Annotated in this window: 15 protein-coding genes; 1 reads left to right on the top strand and 14 read right to left on the bottom strand. The window is 56.7% G+C overall.

Translation table 11 applies throughout. The features are described from left to right. Nucleotides 1-21 precede the first annotated feature (21 nt). The 12 genes from hisJ to pdxB all read right to left on the bottom strand — a co-directional run bounded on the left by hisJ (nucleotide 22) and on the right by pdxB (nucleotide 11825). Nucleotides 22-804 carry a histidine ABC transporter substrate-binding protein HisJ gene (gene hisJ / locus KIF87_RS05400; protein WP_024908950.1) on the bottom strand — a complete coding sequence of 261 codons (783 nt, stop codon included), beginning with the start codon at nucleotides 802-804 and terminating at the stop codon, nucleotides 22-24. Nucleotides 805-1030: 226 nt separating this feature from the next. Continuing rightward, nucleotides 1031-1813: a lysine/arginine/ornithine ABC transporter substrate-binding protein ArgT gene (gene argT / locus KIF87_RS05395; protein WP_023312560.1), complete on the bottom strand. Its 783-nt coding sequence runs from the start codon at nucleotides 1811-1813 to the stop codon at nucleotides 1031-1033. 291 nt (nucleotides 1814-2104) lie between these two features. Further along, nucleotides 2105-2674, bottom strand: coding sequence for a UbiX family flavin prenyltransferase (locus tag KIF87_RS05390; RefSeq protein WP_032659201.1), 570 nt, complete (start codon nucleotides 2672-2674; stop codon nucleotides 2105-2107). Between the two features lie 89 nt (nucleotides 2675-2763). Beyond that, the gene (purF, locus tag KIF87_RS05385) at nucleotides 2764-4281 is read right to left on the bottom strand and encodes an amidophosphoribosyltransferase (protein WP_024908947.1); all 1518 of its coding nucleotides are present in this window, start codon (nucleotides 4279-4281) and stop codon (nucleotides 2764-2766) included. Between the two features lie 33 nt (nucleotides 4282-4314). Next, nucleotides 4315-4803: a colicin V production protein gene (gene cvpA / locus KIF87_RS05380; protein ID WP_000262116.1), complete on the bottom strand. Its 489-nt coding sequence runs from the start codon at nucleotides 4801-4803 to the stop codon at nucleotides 4315-4317. Nucleotides 4804-5032: 229 nt separating this feature from the next. Continuing rightward, nucleotides 5033-5719, bottom strand: a complete 687-nt coding sequence (gene dedD / locus KIF87_RS05375; protein ID WP_213328133.1) for a cell division protein DedD — start codon at nucleotides 5717-5719, stop codon at nucleotides 5033-5035. Next, a complete protein-coding gene (gene folC / locus KIF87_RS05370) occupies nucleotides 5709-6977 on the bottom strand; it encodes a bifunctional tetrahydrofolate synthase/dihydrofolate synthase (protein ID WP_213328132.1) in 1269 nt (422 codons plus the stop codon). Before folC ends, dedD begins: the two co-directional genes overlap by 11 nt. A gap of 70 nt (nucleotides 6978-7047) precedes the next feature. After that, nucleotides 7048-7953 (bottom strand): acetyl-CoA carboxylase, carboxyltransferase subunit beta, encoded by a 906-nt coding sequence (accD, locus tag KIF87_RS05365; RefSeq protein WP_063145400.1) that lies wholly within the window; start codon nucleotides 7951-7953, stop codon nucleotides 7048-7050. A gap of 154 nt (nucleotides 7954-8107) precedes the next feature. Next, nucleotides 8108-8767 (bottom strand): DedA family protein, encoded by a 660-nt coding sequence (locus KIF87_RS05360; protein WP_029740198.1) that lies wholly within the window; start codon nucleotides 8765-8767, stop codon nucleotides 8108-8110. Between the two features lie 28 nt (nucleotides 8768-8795). Continuing rightward, nucleotides 8796-9608 carry a tRNA pseudouridine(38-40) synthase TruA gene (truA, locus tag KIF87_RS05355; protein WP_213328131.1) on the bottom strand — a complete coding sequence of 271 codons (813 nt, stop codon included), beginning with the start codon at nucleotides 9606-9608 and terminating at the stop codon, nucleotides 8796-8798. Next, nucleotides 9608-10621, bottom strand: a complete 1014-nt coding sequence (locus KIF87_RS05350) for an aspartate-semialdehyde dehydrogenase (protein ID WP_024908943.1) — start codon at nucleotides 10619-10621, stop codon at nucleotides 9608-9610. Before KIF87_RS05350 ends, truA begins: the two co-directional genes overlap by 1 nt. A gap of 67 nt (nucleotides 10622-10688) precedes the next feature. Beyond that, nucleotides 10689-11825, bottom strand: a complete 1137-nt coding sequence (gene pdxB / locus KIF87_RS05345; RefSeq protein WP_213328130.1) for a 4-phosphoerythronate dehydrogenase PdxB — start codon at nucleotides 11823-11825, stop codon at nucleotides 10689-10691. Between the two features lie 113 nt (nucleotides 11826-11938). On the opposite strand from pdxB, the gene flk reads away from it, so the two are divergent. Beyond that, a complete protein-coding gene (gene flk, locus KIF87_RS05340; protein ID WP_213328129.1) occupies nucleotides 11939-12943 on the top strand; it encodes a flagella biosynthesis regulator Flk in 1005 nt (334 codons plus the stop codon). A gap of 90 nt (nucleotides 12944-13033) precedes the next feature. Here the strand turns inward: flk and KIF87_RS05335 are convergent, their stop codons facing one another. Together KIF87_RS05335 and fabB are read right to left on the bottom strand one after the other, a co-directional pair. Further along, nucleotides 13034-14212: an MFS transporter gene (locus KIF87_RS05335; RefSeq protein ID WP_213328128.1), complete on the bottom strand. Its 1179-nt coding sequence runs from the start codon at nucleotides 14210-14212 to the stop codon at nucleotides 13034-13036. Between the two features lie 68 nt (nucleotides 14213-14280). Further along, nucleotides 14281-15498 (bottom strand): beta-ketoacyl-ACP synthase I, encoded by a 1218-nt coding sequence (fabB, locus tag KIF87_RS05330; protein WP_023312571.1) that lies wholly within the window; start codon nucleotides 15496-15498, stop codon nucleotides 14281-14283. Nucleotides 15499-15645 lie beyond the last annotated feature (147 nt).

Raw genomic sequence — 15645 nt, 5'->3', positions numbered from 1 at the left:
GCACGTTATTTGACGGGGCGATTAGCCGCCGTAAACATTAAAATCAAAGTACTTTTTCGCCAGCTTGTCGTAGGTGCCGTCAGCGCGCATTTCAGCAAACGCTTTGTTCAGCGCCTCGCGAAGCTCGTTGTCTTCTTTGCGCAGGCCCATACCGGTGCCCACACCAAACAACTTCACGTCCTTAATGGACGGGCCGCCAAACTTGTAATCTTTACCCACCGGCGTTTTCAGGAAGCCTTCGCTTGCCGCGACTTCATCCTGGAATGCCGCATCAATTCGGCCTGCCGTCAGGTCAGCGTAGATATTTTCCTGGCCCTGGTAGGAGACGATTTCAATCCCCTTCGGCGCCCAGTGTTCGTTGCCGTAGGTTTCCTGCGTGGTGCCCTGCAGCACGCCGACGCGTTTGCCTTTCAGGGACTCCAGCGTTGGCTGAACGTCAGAGGATTTAGCCACCACCAGACGAGAATCGGCCGCGTAGAGTTTGTCTGTGAAGGCAATCTCCTGCTGGCGTTTTTCGGTGATGGATAGCGAGGACATAATCACGTCGATTTTTTTCGCTTTCAGGGACGGGATCAGCGCATCCAGCGGGTTCTCAACGTAGGTACACTGTGCTTTGATGCGTTTGCACAGCTCATTGGCCAGATCGATGTCAAAACCGACCAGTTCACCCTTTGAATTCTTCGATTCGAACGGCGCATAGGTTGGATCGGTACCAATCCGAATTTTCTGCGGAATGGCTGCGAATGCCGCGGTGGCGCTGGAAAAGGCCAGCACCAGAGATAGTGACAACACGAGTTTTTTCATATTTGTCCTCAACAAACTGTCTTCATACGGGATTTTTACGACGACGGGGTGGTGCTAATGTGCCATCAATCCCCTCTGTCAGGCAAAGACTAATGCCCTTCAGGCGGGAATTTTTGCATTATAAATGCGTAAGTATGCACAAAGCGATCCAATACGGTGCAACAAATGCACCGCATTGGGTCAACCGCTCCCGTAACGCACCTTTGCGGTGCGTTAGCGCCAGCTACTATTCACCGTATACGTTGAAGTCGAAGTATTTCTTCGCCAGTTTGTCGTAAGTACCGTCTTTACGCAGCTCTGCAAACGCTTTGTCGAAGGCGGCTTTCAGCTCGGTATCATCCTTACGCAGGCCAATACCGGTGCCGTCGCCAAAGTATTTTTTGTCTTTTACCGACGGGCCTGCAAACGCATAGTCTTTACCCGCAGGCTGTTTCAGGAAGCCTTCGCTCGCGGCAACTTCATCCTGGAATGCGGCATCCAGACGGCCTGCGGCCAGGTCAGAGTAAATCAGATCCTGGTTCTGGTAAGCCACCACGTCTACACCCTTTTCACGCCAGGTGGCATTGGCATAACCTTCCTGAGTCGAGCCCTGAAGCACGCCAACATGCTTGCCTTTCAGCGAGTCGATGGTTGGCTTAATCGGGGAACCTTTCGGCGCAATCAGGCGAGAATCCGCGGCGTAGAGCTTGTCAGAGAAGGCAATCTCCTGCTGGCGTTTTTCGGTGATGGAGAGAGAAGAGATAATGGCGTCGATTTTCTTGGCTTTCAGCGACGGGATTAACGCGTCAAAGTCGCTGCCCACCCATGTGCATTTCACCGCAATGCGTTTGCACATTTCATTTCCCAGATCGATATCAAACCCCACGAAATCGCCTTTCGCATCCTTGGAAGAGAATGGCGCGTAGGTTGCGTCTGTACCGATACGAACCGTCTGTGGAAGCGCTGCGTAGCTACCTGCTGCCGCACTTAACCCCACGAGCAAAGACAGAGCCAGAACCGTCTTCTTCATACATTTACCCTCAAGTACCGTGATTTTATTATGTATTGTGTTGTGTGTTGTGTTGCAGGCTTCATCTTGCAGGTCTTATGCCACATTGCCGTCTGGTCAAAACTTCGACGTTAAATATGTTAATAAAACGTTGCGATATTGCCTTAATGGTGAAAGATAGCAGGTCTGCCGAACGAACCGGAAAGAGAAAAAGGGAAAAAACGAATTAAATGTCGAGGATATGATCGCCGTTGCATAATTGCCCTGAAACAGGGCAACGTCTCTTTTCATGCACTCTGTTTGTGCACAGAATCAGGCCCCTTGCCAGCGGATGAAGAGATCTTCAGGCAGGTCGATGTCAAACTGATCCAGCACGCGGTTAACGGTCTGATTAATCACGTCATCCAGCGAGGTCGGGCGATGATAAAACGCCGGTACCGGCGGCATGATGATGGCACCAAGCTCAGCGGCCTGGGTCATCAAACGCAGGTGGCCGAGGTGCAGCGGCGTTTCCCGCACGCAGAGCACCAGGGGACGACGCTCCTTCAGCACCACATCCGCCGCGCGCGTTACCAGGGTATCGGTATAGCTGTTCACAATGCCTGAGAGCGTTTTAATGGAACAGGGCAGGATAACCATGCCGGCCGTTTTAAACGAGCCTGAGGAGATGCTGGCGGCGATATCACGGGCATCGTGAACCACGTCCGCCAGTGCCTGAACATCACGCAGGGAGAGATCGGTTTCCAGAGAGAGGGTCTGCCGCGCCGCCTGGCTCATCACCAGATGGGTCTCAACTTCCGCCACGTTACGCAGAACCTGTAACAGACGTACGCCGTAAATCGCGCCGCTGGCGCCGCTAAGCCCAACAATGAGTCGTTTCATGATTTTCGCCCTTACTGATTTCAGGGCAGACTGTGCAGGATTTTGCGGGGAGTTGCAAGTGAGGGCGTTCGCCCTCACCTGCCGGACCATCAACCTTCGTTGTGCATCTCTAAGCTTTCAAGATCGTTCTGCATCTGAACGGCTTTCGCATCGTCGTTGCGCAGAGAATCAAGATAGTCGAGGTACTGCTGGTCAACGTCTTTGGTCACGTAAATACCGTTGAACACGGAGCATTCAAACTGCTGAATTTCCGGGTTCTCGGCACGCACCGCGTCGATGAGATCGTTCAGATCCTGGAAAATCAGGCCGTCGGCACCGATGATCTGGCGAATTTCATCCACTTCACGCCCGTGAGCGATCAGCTCGTTGGCGGTTGGCATATCGATGCCGTACACGTTCGGGAAGCGAATCTCCGGCGCAGCAGAGGCCAGGTAGACTTTCTTCGCACCCGCTTCGCGCGCCATCTCGATAATCTGCTCAGAGGTGGTGCCGCGAACGATGGAGTCATCCACCAGCAGAACGTTCTTGTCGCGGAATTCCGCGCGGTTGGCGTTCAGCTTGCGGCGCACGGACTTACGGCGCAGGTGCTGGCCCGGCATGATAAAGGTGCGGCCAACGTAGCGGTTCTTCACGAAGCCCTGACGGTATGGCTTGTCCAGAATGCGGGCGATCTCCAGCGCGATATCGCAGGAGGTTTCCGGGATAGGAATAACCACGTCGATGTCGAGATCGTCCCACTCGCGGGCAATCTTCTCGCCCAGCTTCGTGCCCATGTTGACGCGCGCGCTGTAGACGGAAATCTTGTCGATGAAGGAATCCGGACGGGCAAAGTAAACGTATTCAAACAGGCACGGGTTGCTGACCGGGTTATCGGCACACTGGCGGGTAAACAGCTGGCCCTTCTCGGTGATATAGACCGCTTCGCCTGGCGCAACGTCACGCAGGAACTCAAAGCCCAGGGTATCCAGCGCCACGCTCTCAGAGGCAACCATATATTCGGTACGGCCATCGCCGAGGTCGCGTTTGCCGAGCACCAGTGGACGAATGCCGTTTGGATCGCGGAAGGCCACCATGCCGTGACCGATGATCATCGCTACGCAGGCGTATGCGCCGCGGATCTGGCGGTTTGTCGCGGCAATCGCAGCAAAGATGTTGTCTGCTTCCAGCGGGTAGTGACGGAAGTTATCCAGCTCGCTGGCGAACACATTGAGCAGGATTTCAGAATCAGAGGTGGTGTTAATGTGGCGACGTTTCTCTTCGAACAGCTTTTTACGCAGCTCATGCGCGTTGGTCAGGTTGCCGTTATGAGCAAGGGTGATGCCATACGGTGAGTTGACGTAGAAAGGCTGTGCCTCAGAGGCGCTGGAACTGCCAGCAGTAGGATAACGAACGTGACCGATCCCCATATTACCTTGCAGACGCTGCATATGGCGGGCTTCAAACACATCGTTTACCAGGCCATTCGCCTTGCGTAAACGGAAGCAGTTGTTTGCATCAATGGTGATGATACCCGCAGCATCCTGCCCACGGTGCTGAAGCACCGTTAACGCGTCATAAATCGACTGGTTTACCGGCATGAAACCGGCGATACCGACAATACCGCACATTCGTCTTTTCCTCGTTAAGCCACATCTCAGGGTTTATGCCCTGGGCAAAAAACTCGACGAGCTTTGCAGATAGTCAAAGAACCATCTGATGATGAAGCTGAACTCTGGAATGAGCTGCGATTTTTGCCAGTCTTCGCTTTTGGAGAACCCGGTAAAGGTATCCAGGAAGAACAGGATCGCGGCCACAATCAGCACGCCTCGTAACGCCCCGAAACAGATCCCGAGCACCCTGTCCGTTCCTGACAGACCGGTTTTCTCGACCAGCTGACCTATCACGTAATTCACGATAGCGCCGACAATCAGCGTTGCGATAAACAGCACCGCGATAGCGATTCCATTTCGGACCAGTTCATCTTCAAAGCCCGTGAACCAGACAGACAGGTAAGTGTAGTAATGACTGGCGACAAAGAAAGCACAGCCCCATGTCACCAGCGATAACGCTTCACGAACAAAGCCACGGATCAGGCTAACCAGACAGGAAAAACCAATCACCGCAATGATGGCGTAATCAATCCAGACCATATATGTCCCACGATTTAACGCCCTGTCATCCAGTTCGGGGCGAATTCTAACAGAAAAAGAAAACGTTTGCGTAGGGATTTCCTTCCCGCGCGTAAATAAAAAAGGCGCTGAAAAAATGTTCAACGCCACGGTCCATTTGACGTCTCTGTGGACGTCTGCTCCCCCCTCACCCCAGCCCTCTCCCTCAAGGGAGAGGGAGCTAACCACTCCGAGGATGGGTAAGATCTTATCAGTTCGCGCTGTAGCCCATCACCACACCGCTCAGGCCGGAGATCTGCTTCAGCTCACCGAGCGAACCTTTAAGCTTATCTTTGGACGCCTCTGGCCCCACGAGGATACGGGTAATTTTACCCTGCACCGGCGTGGAAGGTGAAGTGTAAACACGATATCCCGCACTGCGCAGTTTGCTCACGACCTCGTTGACCTTATCGGCGTTTTTCAGCGCACCGAGCTGCACAACGTACGCTTTTCCGGTCGGTGCCGCGTCTTGTTTTGCCGGCGGTGGGGTTTCTGACGCGGCAGCCAGCTGCTCTGCGGCTTTATCCCGCTGCGGTTTCGGCTGCGGCTTCTCAACCGGCTTCGGTTTTTCAACAGGTTTAGGCTGCTCTACCGGCACCGGATCGATATCGCTGTTGCTCACTGTCGCCAGGCGAGACGGATCGAGCGACGGTGCGGCGGCATCTCCTGCACGCACCTCTTCCGCCGCTCCTTCCGGAGGCTGAGCAGGCAGCGCCTGCGTCGCCGCTGGCAGCATATCCGGCTCATCGCGGTCACCCGGTTTCGGCACCAGCGGAATAGCGGCAAACTCGTCCTGATAATGCTTTTTCTGCCCGTCGAGCAGACCCGGGAGAATAATCACCCCGAGCGCGACCAGCACAATGGTTCCTGTTAAACGGTTCTGAAACTTACTCGCCACCGGTTCTCCCCGCGTCCATCACTTCCATGACATGTGCCACCGTGTGGAATGACCCACACACCAGCACGGTATCTTCTGGTTTAGCATCCGCCATCGCGGCACGCCAGGCCTGAGCCACGCTACTGTAGATTGCGCCTTTGCCGAGATGTTCCATCAGCTGCTCAGCCGTCGCGCCGCGCGGCCCCTCCAGAGGAGCACAATACCAGCTATCGACCACACTCTCCATGCAGGCCAGCGTCCCGCCGATATCTTTATCATGAAGCATACCGATAACCGCCAGCACGCGCCCGGTTTTTGGTAACGATTTGAGACGTCCCGCGAGATACGCCGCCGCATGCGGGTTATGCGCCACGTCCAGAATCAGGCGCGGTGACTCGCTGACAATCTGGAAACGCCCGGGCAGAATTGCGTTCTGAATACCGTCGCGGATCGCCTGCTCGCTGACCGCGAGGCCGCTGGCGCGCAGTGCCGCCAGCGCGGTTGCCGCGTTCGGCTGCGGCACCTGCGGCAGCGGCAGGTTGTCGAGCGCGCCCTGCGCGTCGCTAAAGCGCCAGCCGTTATCCTGGACCTCGTACTGCCAGTCAACGTCGCGGCGCAGCAGACGCGCGCTCTTCTCGTTTGCCACGTCAGCAATGGTGTATGGCATATCCGGCTCGCCGACCACGGCAGGCTTATTTGCGCGGAAAATACCGGCCTTCTCGCGGCCAATGCTTTCACGATCCGGTCCCAGCCAGTCGATATGGTCCAGCGCGATACTGGTGACTACCGCCACGTCCGCATCCACCATATTGGTCGCATCAAGACGTCCGCCGAGGCCGACCTCAAGGATCACCACATCCAGTTGCGCCTGTTTGAACAGCCACAGCGCCGACAGGGTGCCGTATTCAAAATAGGTTAATGAGATCTCACCGCGCGCGGCTTCAATTTCCGCGAACGACGCCGTATGCGCCGATTCCGGCAGCTCGCTGTTCTGCACGCGAACGCGCTCGGTGTAGCGGACCAGGTGTGGCGAGCTGTACACGCCAACTTTGTAACCTGCGGCCATCAGGACAGATTCCAGCGAGCGGCAGGTCGTGCCTTTACCGTTGGTCCCCGCGACGGTGAACACGAAAGGTGCCGGTTTGAGCACATCAAGACGCGCGGCGACCTGGCTTACGCGCTCAAGCCCCATATCGATGGTTTTACTGTGCAGGTTTTCCAGATAAGAAAGCCACGCGGCCAGGGGCGACGTGGCTTGGGGAATGCTTTTATTTTCCATAATGCCCGGTTGTCATTAACAGATTAGAAAGCAAAAGGGCAGCGCCAACCGGCCCTGCCCTTTTCAGTTATCAGGCCTCGGGTTCCTGATCCGGTACCACCACGCCTTCGCGCGGCTCATCCGGGTTCGGCGCCGGCAGATTCATCAGCTTCGCCAGGACGCTCGCCAGCTTCAGGCGCATTTCCGGACGGCGGACAATCATGTCGATGGCGCCTTTTTCGATGAGGAACTCACTGCGCTGGAAGCCCGGCGGCAGCTTTTCACGCACGGTCTGCTCGATAACGCGAGGACCCGCAAAGCCGATCAGGGCCTTAGGCTCAGCGATGTTCAGGTCGCCCAGCATCGCGAAGCTCGCGGAGACGCCGCCCATGGTTGGGTCGGTCAGCACGGAGATGTACGGCAGACCGCGCTCCTGCATTTTCGCCAGCGCAGCAGAGGTTTTCGCCATCTGCATCAGCGACATCAGCGCTTCCTGCATACGCGCACCGCCGGAGGCAGAGAAGCAGATCAGCGGACAGTTGTCTTCCAGCGCCTGCTCTACGGCACGCACGAAGCGCGCACCGACCACGGAGCCCATAGAGCCGCCCATAAAGGCGAACTCAAACGCAGCGGCAACAACCGGCATCTCATGCAGGGTGCCTTTCATGACGATCAGCGCGTCTTTCTCGCCGGTCTCTTTCTGTGCAGAGGCCAGACGATCTTTGTATTTTTTGGAATCGCGGAACTTCAGCACGTCTTTTGGCTCGAGTTCGCTACCCAGCTCTACCAGAGAGCCTTCGTCCAGCAGGCTATGCAGGCGGTTGCGCGCCGACATGCGCATATGGTGGTCACACTTCGGACACACCTCAAGGTTGCGCTCCAGCTCTGCGCGATACAGAACCTGACCGCAGCTATCACACTTCGTCCATACCCCTTCAGGAATGCTCGCTTTGCGCGTTGGGGTAATGTTGCTTTTAATTCGTTCAATCCAGCTCATTGATAACCTTTCTGCCTGAACCTGGTCGTATGCCAGTTTTGCTATAAGAGGCGAATAATGCCATTTTTGCCTCCAACAGACCATGAATGTTGCACATTAAAACATAACAGCCCGAAACTTTGGATAAAAAAGTGGTCGAACCGCCAGCGTGCATTTACTTCGCTTGTTTTGCCGCCGCGCGTTTGTGACGAATGATTTCGATAACGCCCGGCAGTACGGAAAGCACAATAATCGCTACAATCAGTAACTTAAGGTTTTCCTGAACGATCGGAAGATCGCCAAACAGGTAACCTGCATAGGTGAACAGCAGTACCCACAGCAGCGCGCCAACCACGTTGTATGCCGCAAAATGACGATAGGACATATGCCCCATTCCCGCCACAAACGGTGCAAATGTACGCACAATAGGCACAAAGCGCGCAAGGATAATGGTTTTTCCACCGTGGCGTTCATAGAACGCATGGGTTTTGTCTAAATAGCTGCGACGGAAAATTTTCGAATCAGGATTGCTAAAAAGCCGCTCACCGAACACTCGTCCAATCGTATAGTTGACCGCATCACCGACAATAGCGGCAATCACCATCAGCACAACCATAAGATGCACGTTCAGATCGTTAGTGGGCAACGCCGATAGCGCGCCGGCAACGAACAGCAGTGAATCCCCAGGCAGGAATGGGGTAACGACCAGACCGGTTTCACAAAACAGAATAAGAAACAGAATGGCATAAACCCAGACGCCATACTGCGCGACCAGCTCCGCCAGGTGAACATCAATATGCAGGATGAAATCAATTAAAAAACGAATTACGTCCATATTGTCTAAACCCTAATTGCACCTTTGTTTAGTCCGCTAAAAATAGCGGACCCATTGGCGGTTTCGGCAGGTCAAACCGATCCGGATAGTCTACCGAGACCAGATACAACCCTTCCGCTTTCGCCGTGGCTGCCGCAAGCGTTCTGTCCTTCGCTGCAAGCAGGTCTGCAATCCAGCTCTCCGGCTGGTGTCCGGCACCCACTTCCATCAGGCTGCCCACAATATTCCTAACCATATGATGTACAAAGGCATTGGCTTTGATATCCACCACCACATACGCGCCAAAACGGCTGACGTTTATGTGCATAACGTTGCGCCACGGCGTGCGGGACTGACACTGCACCGCACGAAACGACGTAAAGTCATTTTCACCAATCAGACACTGCGCCGCGCGATGCATACGTTCTGCATCAAGCGGCTCATAAAAATGCGTCACGCCCTGGCTTAGCACCGCCGGACGCAGGCGCTGGTTGTAGATGACATAACGGTAGCGACGCGCCGTGGCGCTGAAGCGCGCGTGAAAATCATCCGGCACAGCTTTTACCCAACGCACCGCAATGTCACCAGGCAAATTCGCATTTACACCCAGGGTCCAGGCAGCATCCTTACGCACGGCGGTGGTTTCAAAGTGAACCACCTGCCCCGTGCCGTGAACACCCGCGTCCGTCCGTCCTGCGCACAGGACGTTAATCGGCTCGTTTGCCACCTGAGAGAGCGCTTTTTCCAGCTTCTCCTGGACGCTGCGCACTTCGTTCTGACGCTGCCAGCCATAATATTTACTGCCATCGTACTCAATTCCGAGGGCAACTCTATGGACCGGCTTTTGTTCCACGTCTGACATCAGTACAGGTACTCCTGCACCAGTTTTTCAGCGATTTTGACCGCCATCAGCGCGCCGCCAAAGCGAACGTTGTCGGCAACGGACCAGAACTGAACCTGTTCCGGCATGCCGTAATCGTTACGCACGCAGCCAACGGAAAGATGCGCGCTGCCGGTGGCATCGCCAACCTGGGTCGGGAACTCGCTCTCTTCAGAGAGCACGATGTCTTCACCGCGGCCAAACGCATCGCGCGCCTCTTCTGCCGCAAGCGGACGCAGGGCTTCGAAGCCGACCATCTGCGCGTGGCCGTAGAAGACCGGAGACTGCACGACGTTCGCGGAGATCATCAGGCCATCGTCCTGCAGAATTTTACGTACTTCATCGACGATACGACGCTCTTCGCGCACGGAGCCCTCGCGGTCCGGCAGCAGCGGCAGCATGTTGAACGCCAGCTGGCGGCCAAAGAAATCATCTTCATCAATCGGGATACCGTTCAGCAGCTTCGCGCTCTGCCCGGCCAGCGCGTCAACGGCCTTTTTACCGTTCGCGGACGCGGAGAGCAGGCTGGTGACGGTAATGCGCGACAGGCCGCCGTCGTCGATCAGCGGTTTCAGGGCGGTCAGCAGCTGGCTGGTCAGGCTGTTCGGAACCGCAATCACGTTACGGTTGCGGTAGTCAGCCAGCACAAACGGGTTCACGTCCGGCACCACCAGCGGCACATCCGGCTCCATTGAGAACAGGCCGCTCAGGTCGATCACCAGGCAGCCTGCGTTGGTCGCTTCTTCAACGTACGCAGCAGTCGCTTCAGCACCCGCGGCGAAAAACGCCAGCTGCGCCTGCGTCCAGTCGAACGCTGCCGCGTCCTGGACCATAACGGATTTACTGTTAAAACGCAGATGCTCACCTGCGCTGTCGGTACGCGCCAGCGCATAGATGTCGCCCACCGGGAACTGACGCTCAGCAAGGGTTTCGAGCAGGGCTTCGCCCACGGCACCCGTGGCACCTAAAATGGCAATGTTCCAGCCTTCAGACATGGTGGTTTACTCCAGAAATAAAAAAGCGTCCCTGTCGGAGTATCCGACAGGGAGCATTAAGAAGACATTAACGTGCCGGGTGATGAACGGCGTTAAATCCCAGCTTATGCAGCAGCGTCGCCGCCGACGCGTCGTCGCACATCACATACAGGGAAGACCACTCGCGGCGCTCAACATAGTTCTTGCGCAGCTTATCAAACTCACCCGGGATCCCCGCCACTTTACGCAGCAGCGCATCATCGCGGCGCACATCATACACCAAATGCACCAGCCTTTTCAGCGTTGCCTGATCGAGCGGACCGTGCAGGGTAATGCGGCCAAATTCAGGCGCGGGGAGTAAGGTATCCAGCGCTACCTGCTGCGGATGGCCGATAAAAGTGCTGTAGGCCTCGAAGACCTGCGTCGTGCCGCGCGCTTTTCCCTCGAGGGTATAACCGGCGATATGCGCCGTGCCCACGTCCACCCTGTTAAGCAGCTCAACGTTGAGATCCGGCTCCGGCTCCCAGACGTCCAGCACCACGCTGAGGTCTTGACCTTCATTCAGGCATGTCAGCAGCGCGGCGTTATCTACGACCGGACCACGGCAGGCATTTATCAGAATAGTGCCAGCCTTCAGACGACGGATCAGCACCTCGTCGGCAAGATGCAGCGACTTATACGGCCCCTCTTTAAACAGCGGCGTGTGGAAAGTCAGCACGTCACACTGTTCGACCAGCTCGTCCAGCGAGCGGAAATCGCCCTCATCGCCGTTGTCTTTGCGCGGCGGATCGCACAGCAGCGTGCGGATCCCCAACGCTTCAAAGCGCTTTTGCAGGCGTCCGCCAACGTTACCCACGCCGACAATCCCCACGGTGCGGTCCTTCAGCGCAAACCCGTCGCGCTCGGCCAGCATCATCAGCGAGGAGAAAACGTATTCCACAACGGCAATGGCGTTACAGCCCGGCGCGGCGGAAAAACCGATTCCAGCCTGCTTCAGCCACTGATCATCCACATGATCGGTCCCTGCCGTTGCGGTTCCGACAAACTTAATCGCTTTACCGGCGAGCAACGCCTCATTTACTTTGGTCACCGAGCGCACCATCAGCGCGTCTGCGTCATCCAGTTCGTTGACCGGGATCGGGCGACCAGGGACAGCCTTAACGTTACCCAGGCGGCTAAACAGCTCACGGGCATAAGGCATATTTTCATCAACGAGGATTTTCACGTCTGAGTACCTGTTTGAGAGGAAGAAAACCTGCCAAGTGTGCCATAATCTGGCCGCCAGGCATATACGTATACCTGGTTTACGCTGAGTTTTGACTTTAAGGATTTTTGACGATGCAGCCCATTTCAGGTACGCCGCCACGCCCTCCGGGTGAAGGCCCCGTCACGCCAAACGTTGCCGGTGAACAACCGCTATCCACGCAACAGCGCACCGTGCTGGAGCGACTGATCACGCGCCTGATTGCGCTGACTTCACAGCAAAACGCGGAAGTCTGGGCCGGGGTTAAGCATGATCTAGGCATGAGGAACGACGCACCGCTGCAGTCGCGTCATTTCCCTGCTGCCGAGCAAAACCTGAACCAGCGTATCAATAACGCGCAGCAGAACCACACCACGCGCCAGATTGTTGCTCAGCTGACGGAGCTGCTTGGCCAGGGCAATAACCGCCAGGCGGTGAGTGATTTTATTCGCCAGCAGTATGGTCAGACCGCGCTGGGGCAGTTGACGCCCGACCAGCTCAAAACCGTGCTGACTCTGCTGCAGAACAACGAGCTGTCGATTCCGCAGCCTCAGGTGCGCCCGGCAACCGAGCGTCCGCTGCTGCCCGCCGAGCACAACACGCTCAAGCAGATGGTGACAAAGCTGGCTGCGGCCACCGGCGAACCGACGAAGCTTATCTGGCAATCCATGCTGGAGCTGTCCGGCGTGAAGGCGGGTGAGCTGATCCCGGCCAAGCAGTTTACTCATCTGGTGACCTGGCTCCAGGCGCGCCAGACGCTCAGCACCCAGAATGCCCCTACCCTGCATACCGTCCAGGCGGCACTCAAACAGCCGCTTGAGCCGCACGAGTTCGACGTGATTCGGGATTACGCTCAGCAAAACTGGCAGGCCACGCCGCAAACGGTACTGACCACCGAGCAGGTGCAGGATCTGCTCAATCAAATATTCGTTCGTCGCGCCGAGCGCGAGGGAGGCGTGCCGGAGGTGAGAAATATTCAGCCGATCTACAGCCCGCTGTTTGCGCCGGTCGTCGAGACGTTCAGAACGCTCTCTGCGCGTCCGGGGTTGATGTTTATTGCGCTACTGATCGCACTGGCGATTTTCTGGCTGGTTGCCTGAGGTTTTGCCCGGTGGCGCGACGCTTACCGGGCCTACAACGGCTCGAACCGTAGGCCGGGTAAGGCGCAGCCGCCACCCGGCAACAACGGCTCAAGTCCTGCGAAACGCCACCAGCGTCACCACGATCCCCACCACCGCAGAAACCGCACCCGCCAGGAAGACGGACGGATAGCCAAACGAGGTGGCTAACACCCCGGCCAGCGGCCCGGTTACCCCGTATGAGATATCCTGAAACGCCGCATAGCCGCCCAGCGCCGTACCGCGCACCTGCGGGGCCACGCGCTTCACCACTTCAACGCCCAGCGCCGGGAAGATCAGGGAACAGCCGCAGCCGGTCAGCGCCGCGCCAAGCAGCGCAACGGACGCCACGGGTGCATTCCACAGCAGCAGCAGACCCACGGTCTCTATCATCAGCGACGCTACCGCGACCTTCACGCCGCCGAAGCGATCCGGCATCCAGCCAAAAAGCACGCGCATCAGCACAAACGCGCCGCCAAACGCGGTAAGCGTAAAACCGGCCATCGCCCATCCGCGGCTCATAAAATAGAGCGAGACGAAGGTGCCAATCACCGCAAAACCCACGCCCTGCAGCGCCAGGCCAAGACCCGGCTGCCAGATCTGGCCGACCACGCTCCACAGGGAAGGACGCTCGCCTTTGTGCGCGGGCACCTTACGCACCGAACCGTTAAACGCCCACGCCAGCAGGGGTAAAACCATCGTGGTTGCGGCCAGCGCCGCAAATCCAAACTGGCTATTAATCAGCAGCCCAAGCGGTGCGCCTGCGGCCAGCGCGCCATAGATGGCCATGCCGTTCCAGGACATCACCTTGCCGGAGCGTGCTGGCCCCACCAGACCCATTCCCCAGGTCAGGGTGCCGGTCAGCAGCTGACTTTCACCAAAGCCAAGGATTAAACGGCCCAGCACCAGCAGCGCAAATTTATACGCGGCGTCTACGGGCAGGAGAGCAGCCAGCAGCCATGCGCCGCCCGCCAGCCCACAGGCAAACATCCCCTGTAACGCCGAACGTTTTGCACCGTGCTGATCCGCCAGCCGTCCGGCGTAACCGCGGGTTAATACCGTGGCTAAAAACTGAATGCCCACGGCAATGCCGACCATGGTGTTGCCATAGCCCAGTTCCTGATGAACGAACAGCGGGATCACCGGCAGCGGCAGGCCAACGGTCATATAGGTTAGAAATACCGCAAAAGCGATGCGGAACAGCGAGGTGTTCCCGGACGTGGCGTTTTTTTCTGAGGTTGCGGCCGTCATGCATAACTCCGAATTCAGGCATAAAAAAAGGGAGCCATCAGGCTCCCTTCTACTATACATTCAAACGCTTATGCTTTCAGCTTACGCATTACCAGCGTGGCGTTGGTGCCACCGAAGCCGAAGCTGTTTGACATAACGGTGGTCAGCGTCGCGTCCATTGGTTTGGTCACGATGTTCAGGCCAGCAGCCTGCTCGTCCATCTCATCAATGTTGATGCTTGGCGCGATAAAGCCGTTTTCCAGCATCAGCAGAGAGTAGATCGCTTCCTGCACGCCAGCCGCACCCAGAGAGTGACCGGTCATGGCTTTGGTCGCGGAAATCGCCGGGCTGTTGTCGCCGAAGACTTCACGGATCGCACCCAGCTCTTTCACGTCGCCTACCGGAGTAGAGGTACCGTGGGAGTTCAGGTAGTCGATTGGGGTGTCAACGCCGTGCATCGCCATCTTCATGCAGCGCACCGCGCCTTCGCCGGATGGCGCAACCATGTCGGCGCCGTCAGACGTTGCACCGTAGCCCACGATTTCAGCGTAGATGTGCGCGCCACGTGCCAGGGCATGCTCCAGCTCTTCAACCACAACCATACCGCCGCCGCCAGCGATAACGAAACCGTCACGGTGCGCATCATAGGTACGGGAGGCTTTATCCGGGGTTTCATTGTACTTGGTGGACAGTGCGCCCATCGCGTCGAATTCACAGGCCATTTCCCAGCCCAGCTCTTCGCCGCCGCCAGCAAATACGATGTCCTGTTTACCCAGCTGGATCTGCTCAACAGCATTACCGATACAGTGTGCGGAAGTCGCACACGCGGAGCTGATGGAGTAGTTCACACCGTGGATTTTGAATGGGGTCGCCAGGCACGCGGAAACCGCAGAACCCATGGCTTTGGTGACCACGTACGGACCTACTGCTTTCAGACCACGCGGGCTACGCATTGCGTCAGCGCCGAATACCTGCGCTTTTGATGAGCCGCCGGAACCGGCGATCAGACCCACGCGCGGGTTGTTCTGATAAACCTCTTCACTCAGGCCGGAATCTTTGATCGCTTCCTGCATGGAGAGATAAGCATAAATAGAGGCATCGTTCATGAAACGAACCACTTTGCGGTCAATCAAACCGGTGGTGTCCAGTTTGACGTTACCCCATACGTGGCTACGCATACCTGAATCTTTAAACTCTTCAGAGAAAGTGATCCCGGAGCGTCCTTCACGCAGAGATGCCAGGACTTCCTGCTGGTTATTACCGATGCTGGAAACAATGCCCAGGCCAGTAATCACTGCACGTTTCATTCAATACCTCTGTAAGTCGCACTATAGTAAGTTTCGAGTCGCACAATAGCGTACACTTGTACGCCGAACAAGTCCGATCAGACATTTTCTGCGGAAATTTGCACCGATGGACTCACATCGTTAAGATCGTGCCACTGCCTGTCAGAC

This window comes from Enterobacter sp. 120016 (genome assembly GCF_018383635.1).
Classification (GTDB): domain Bacteria; phylum Pseudomonadota; class Gammaproteobacteria; order Enterobacterales; family Enterobacteriaceae; genus Enterobacter; species Enterobacter asburiae_D.
This window is presented reverse-complemented; position numbering and strand designations above follow the sequence as displayed.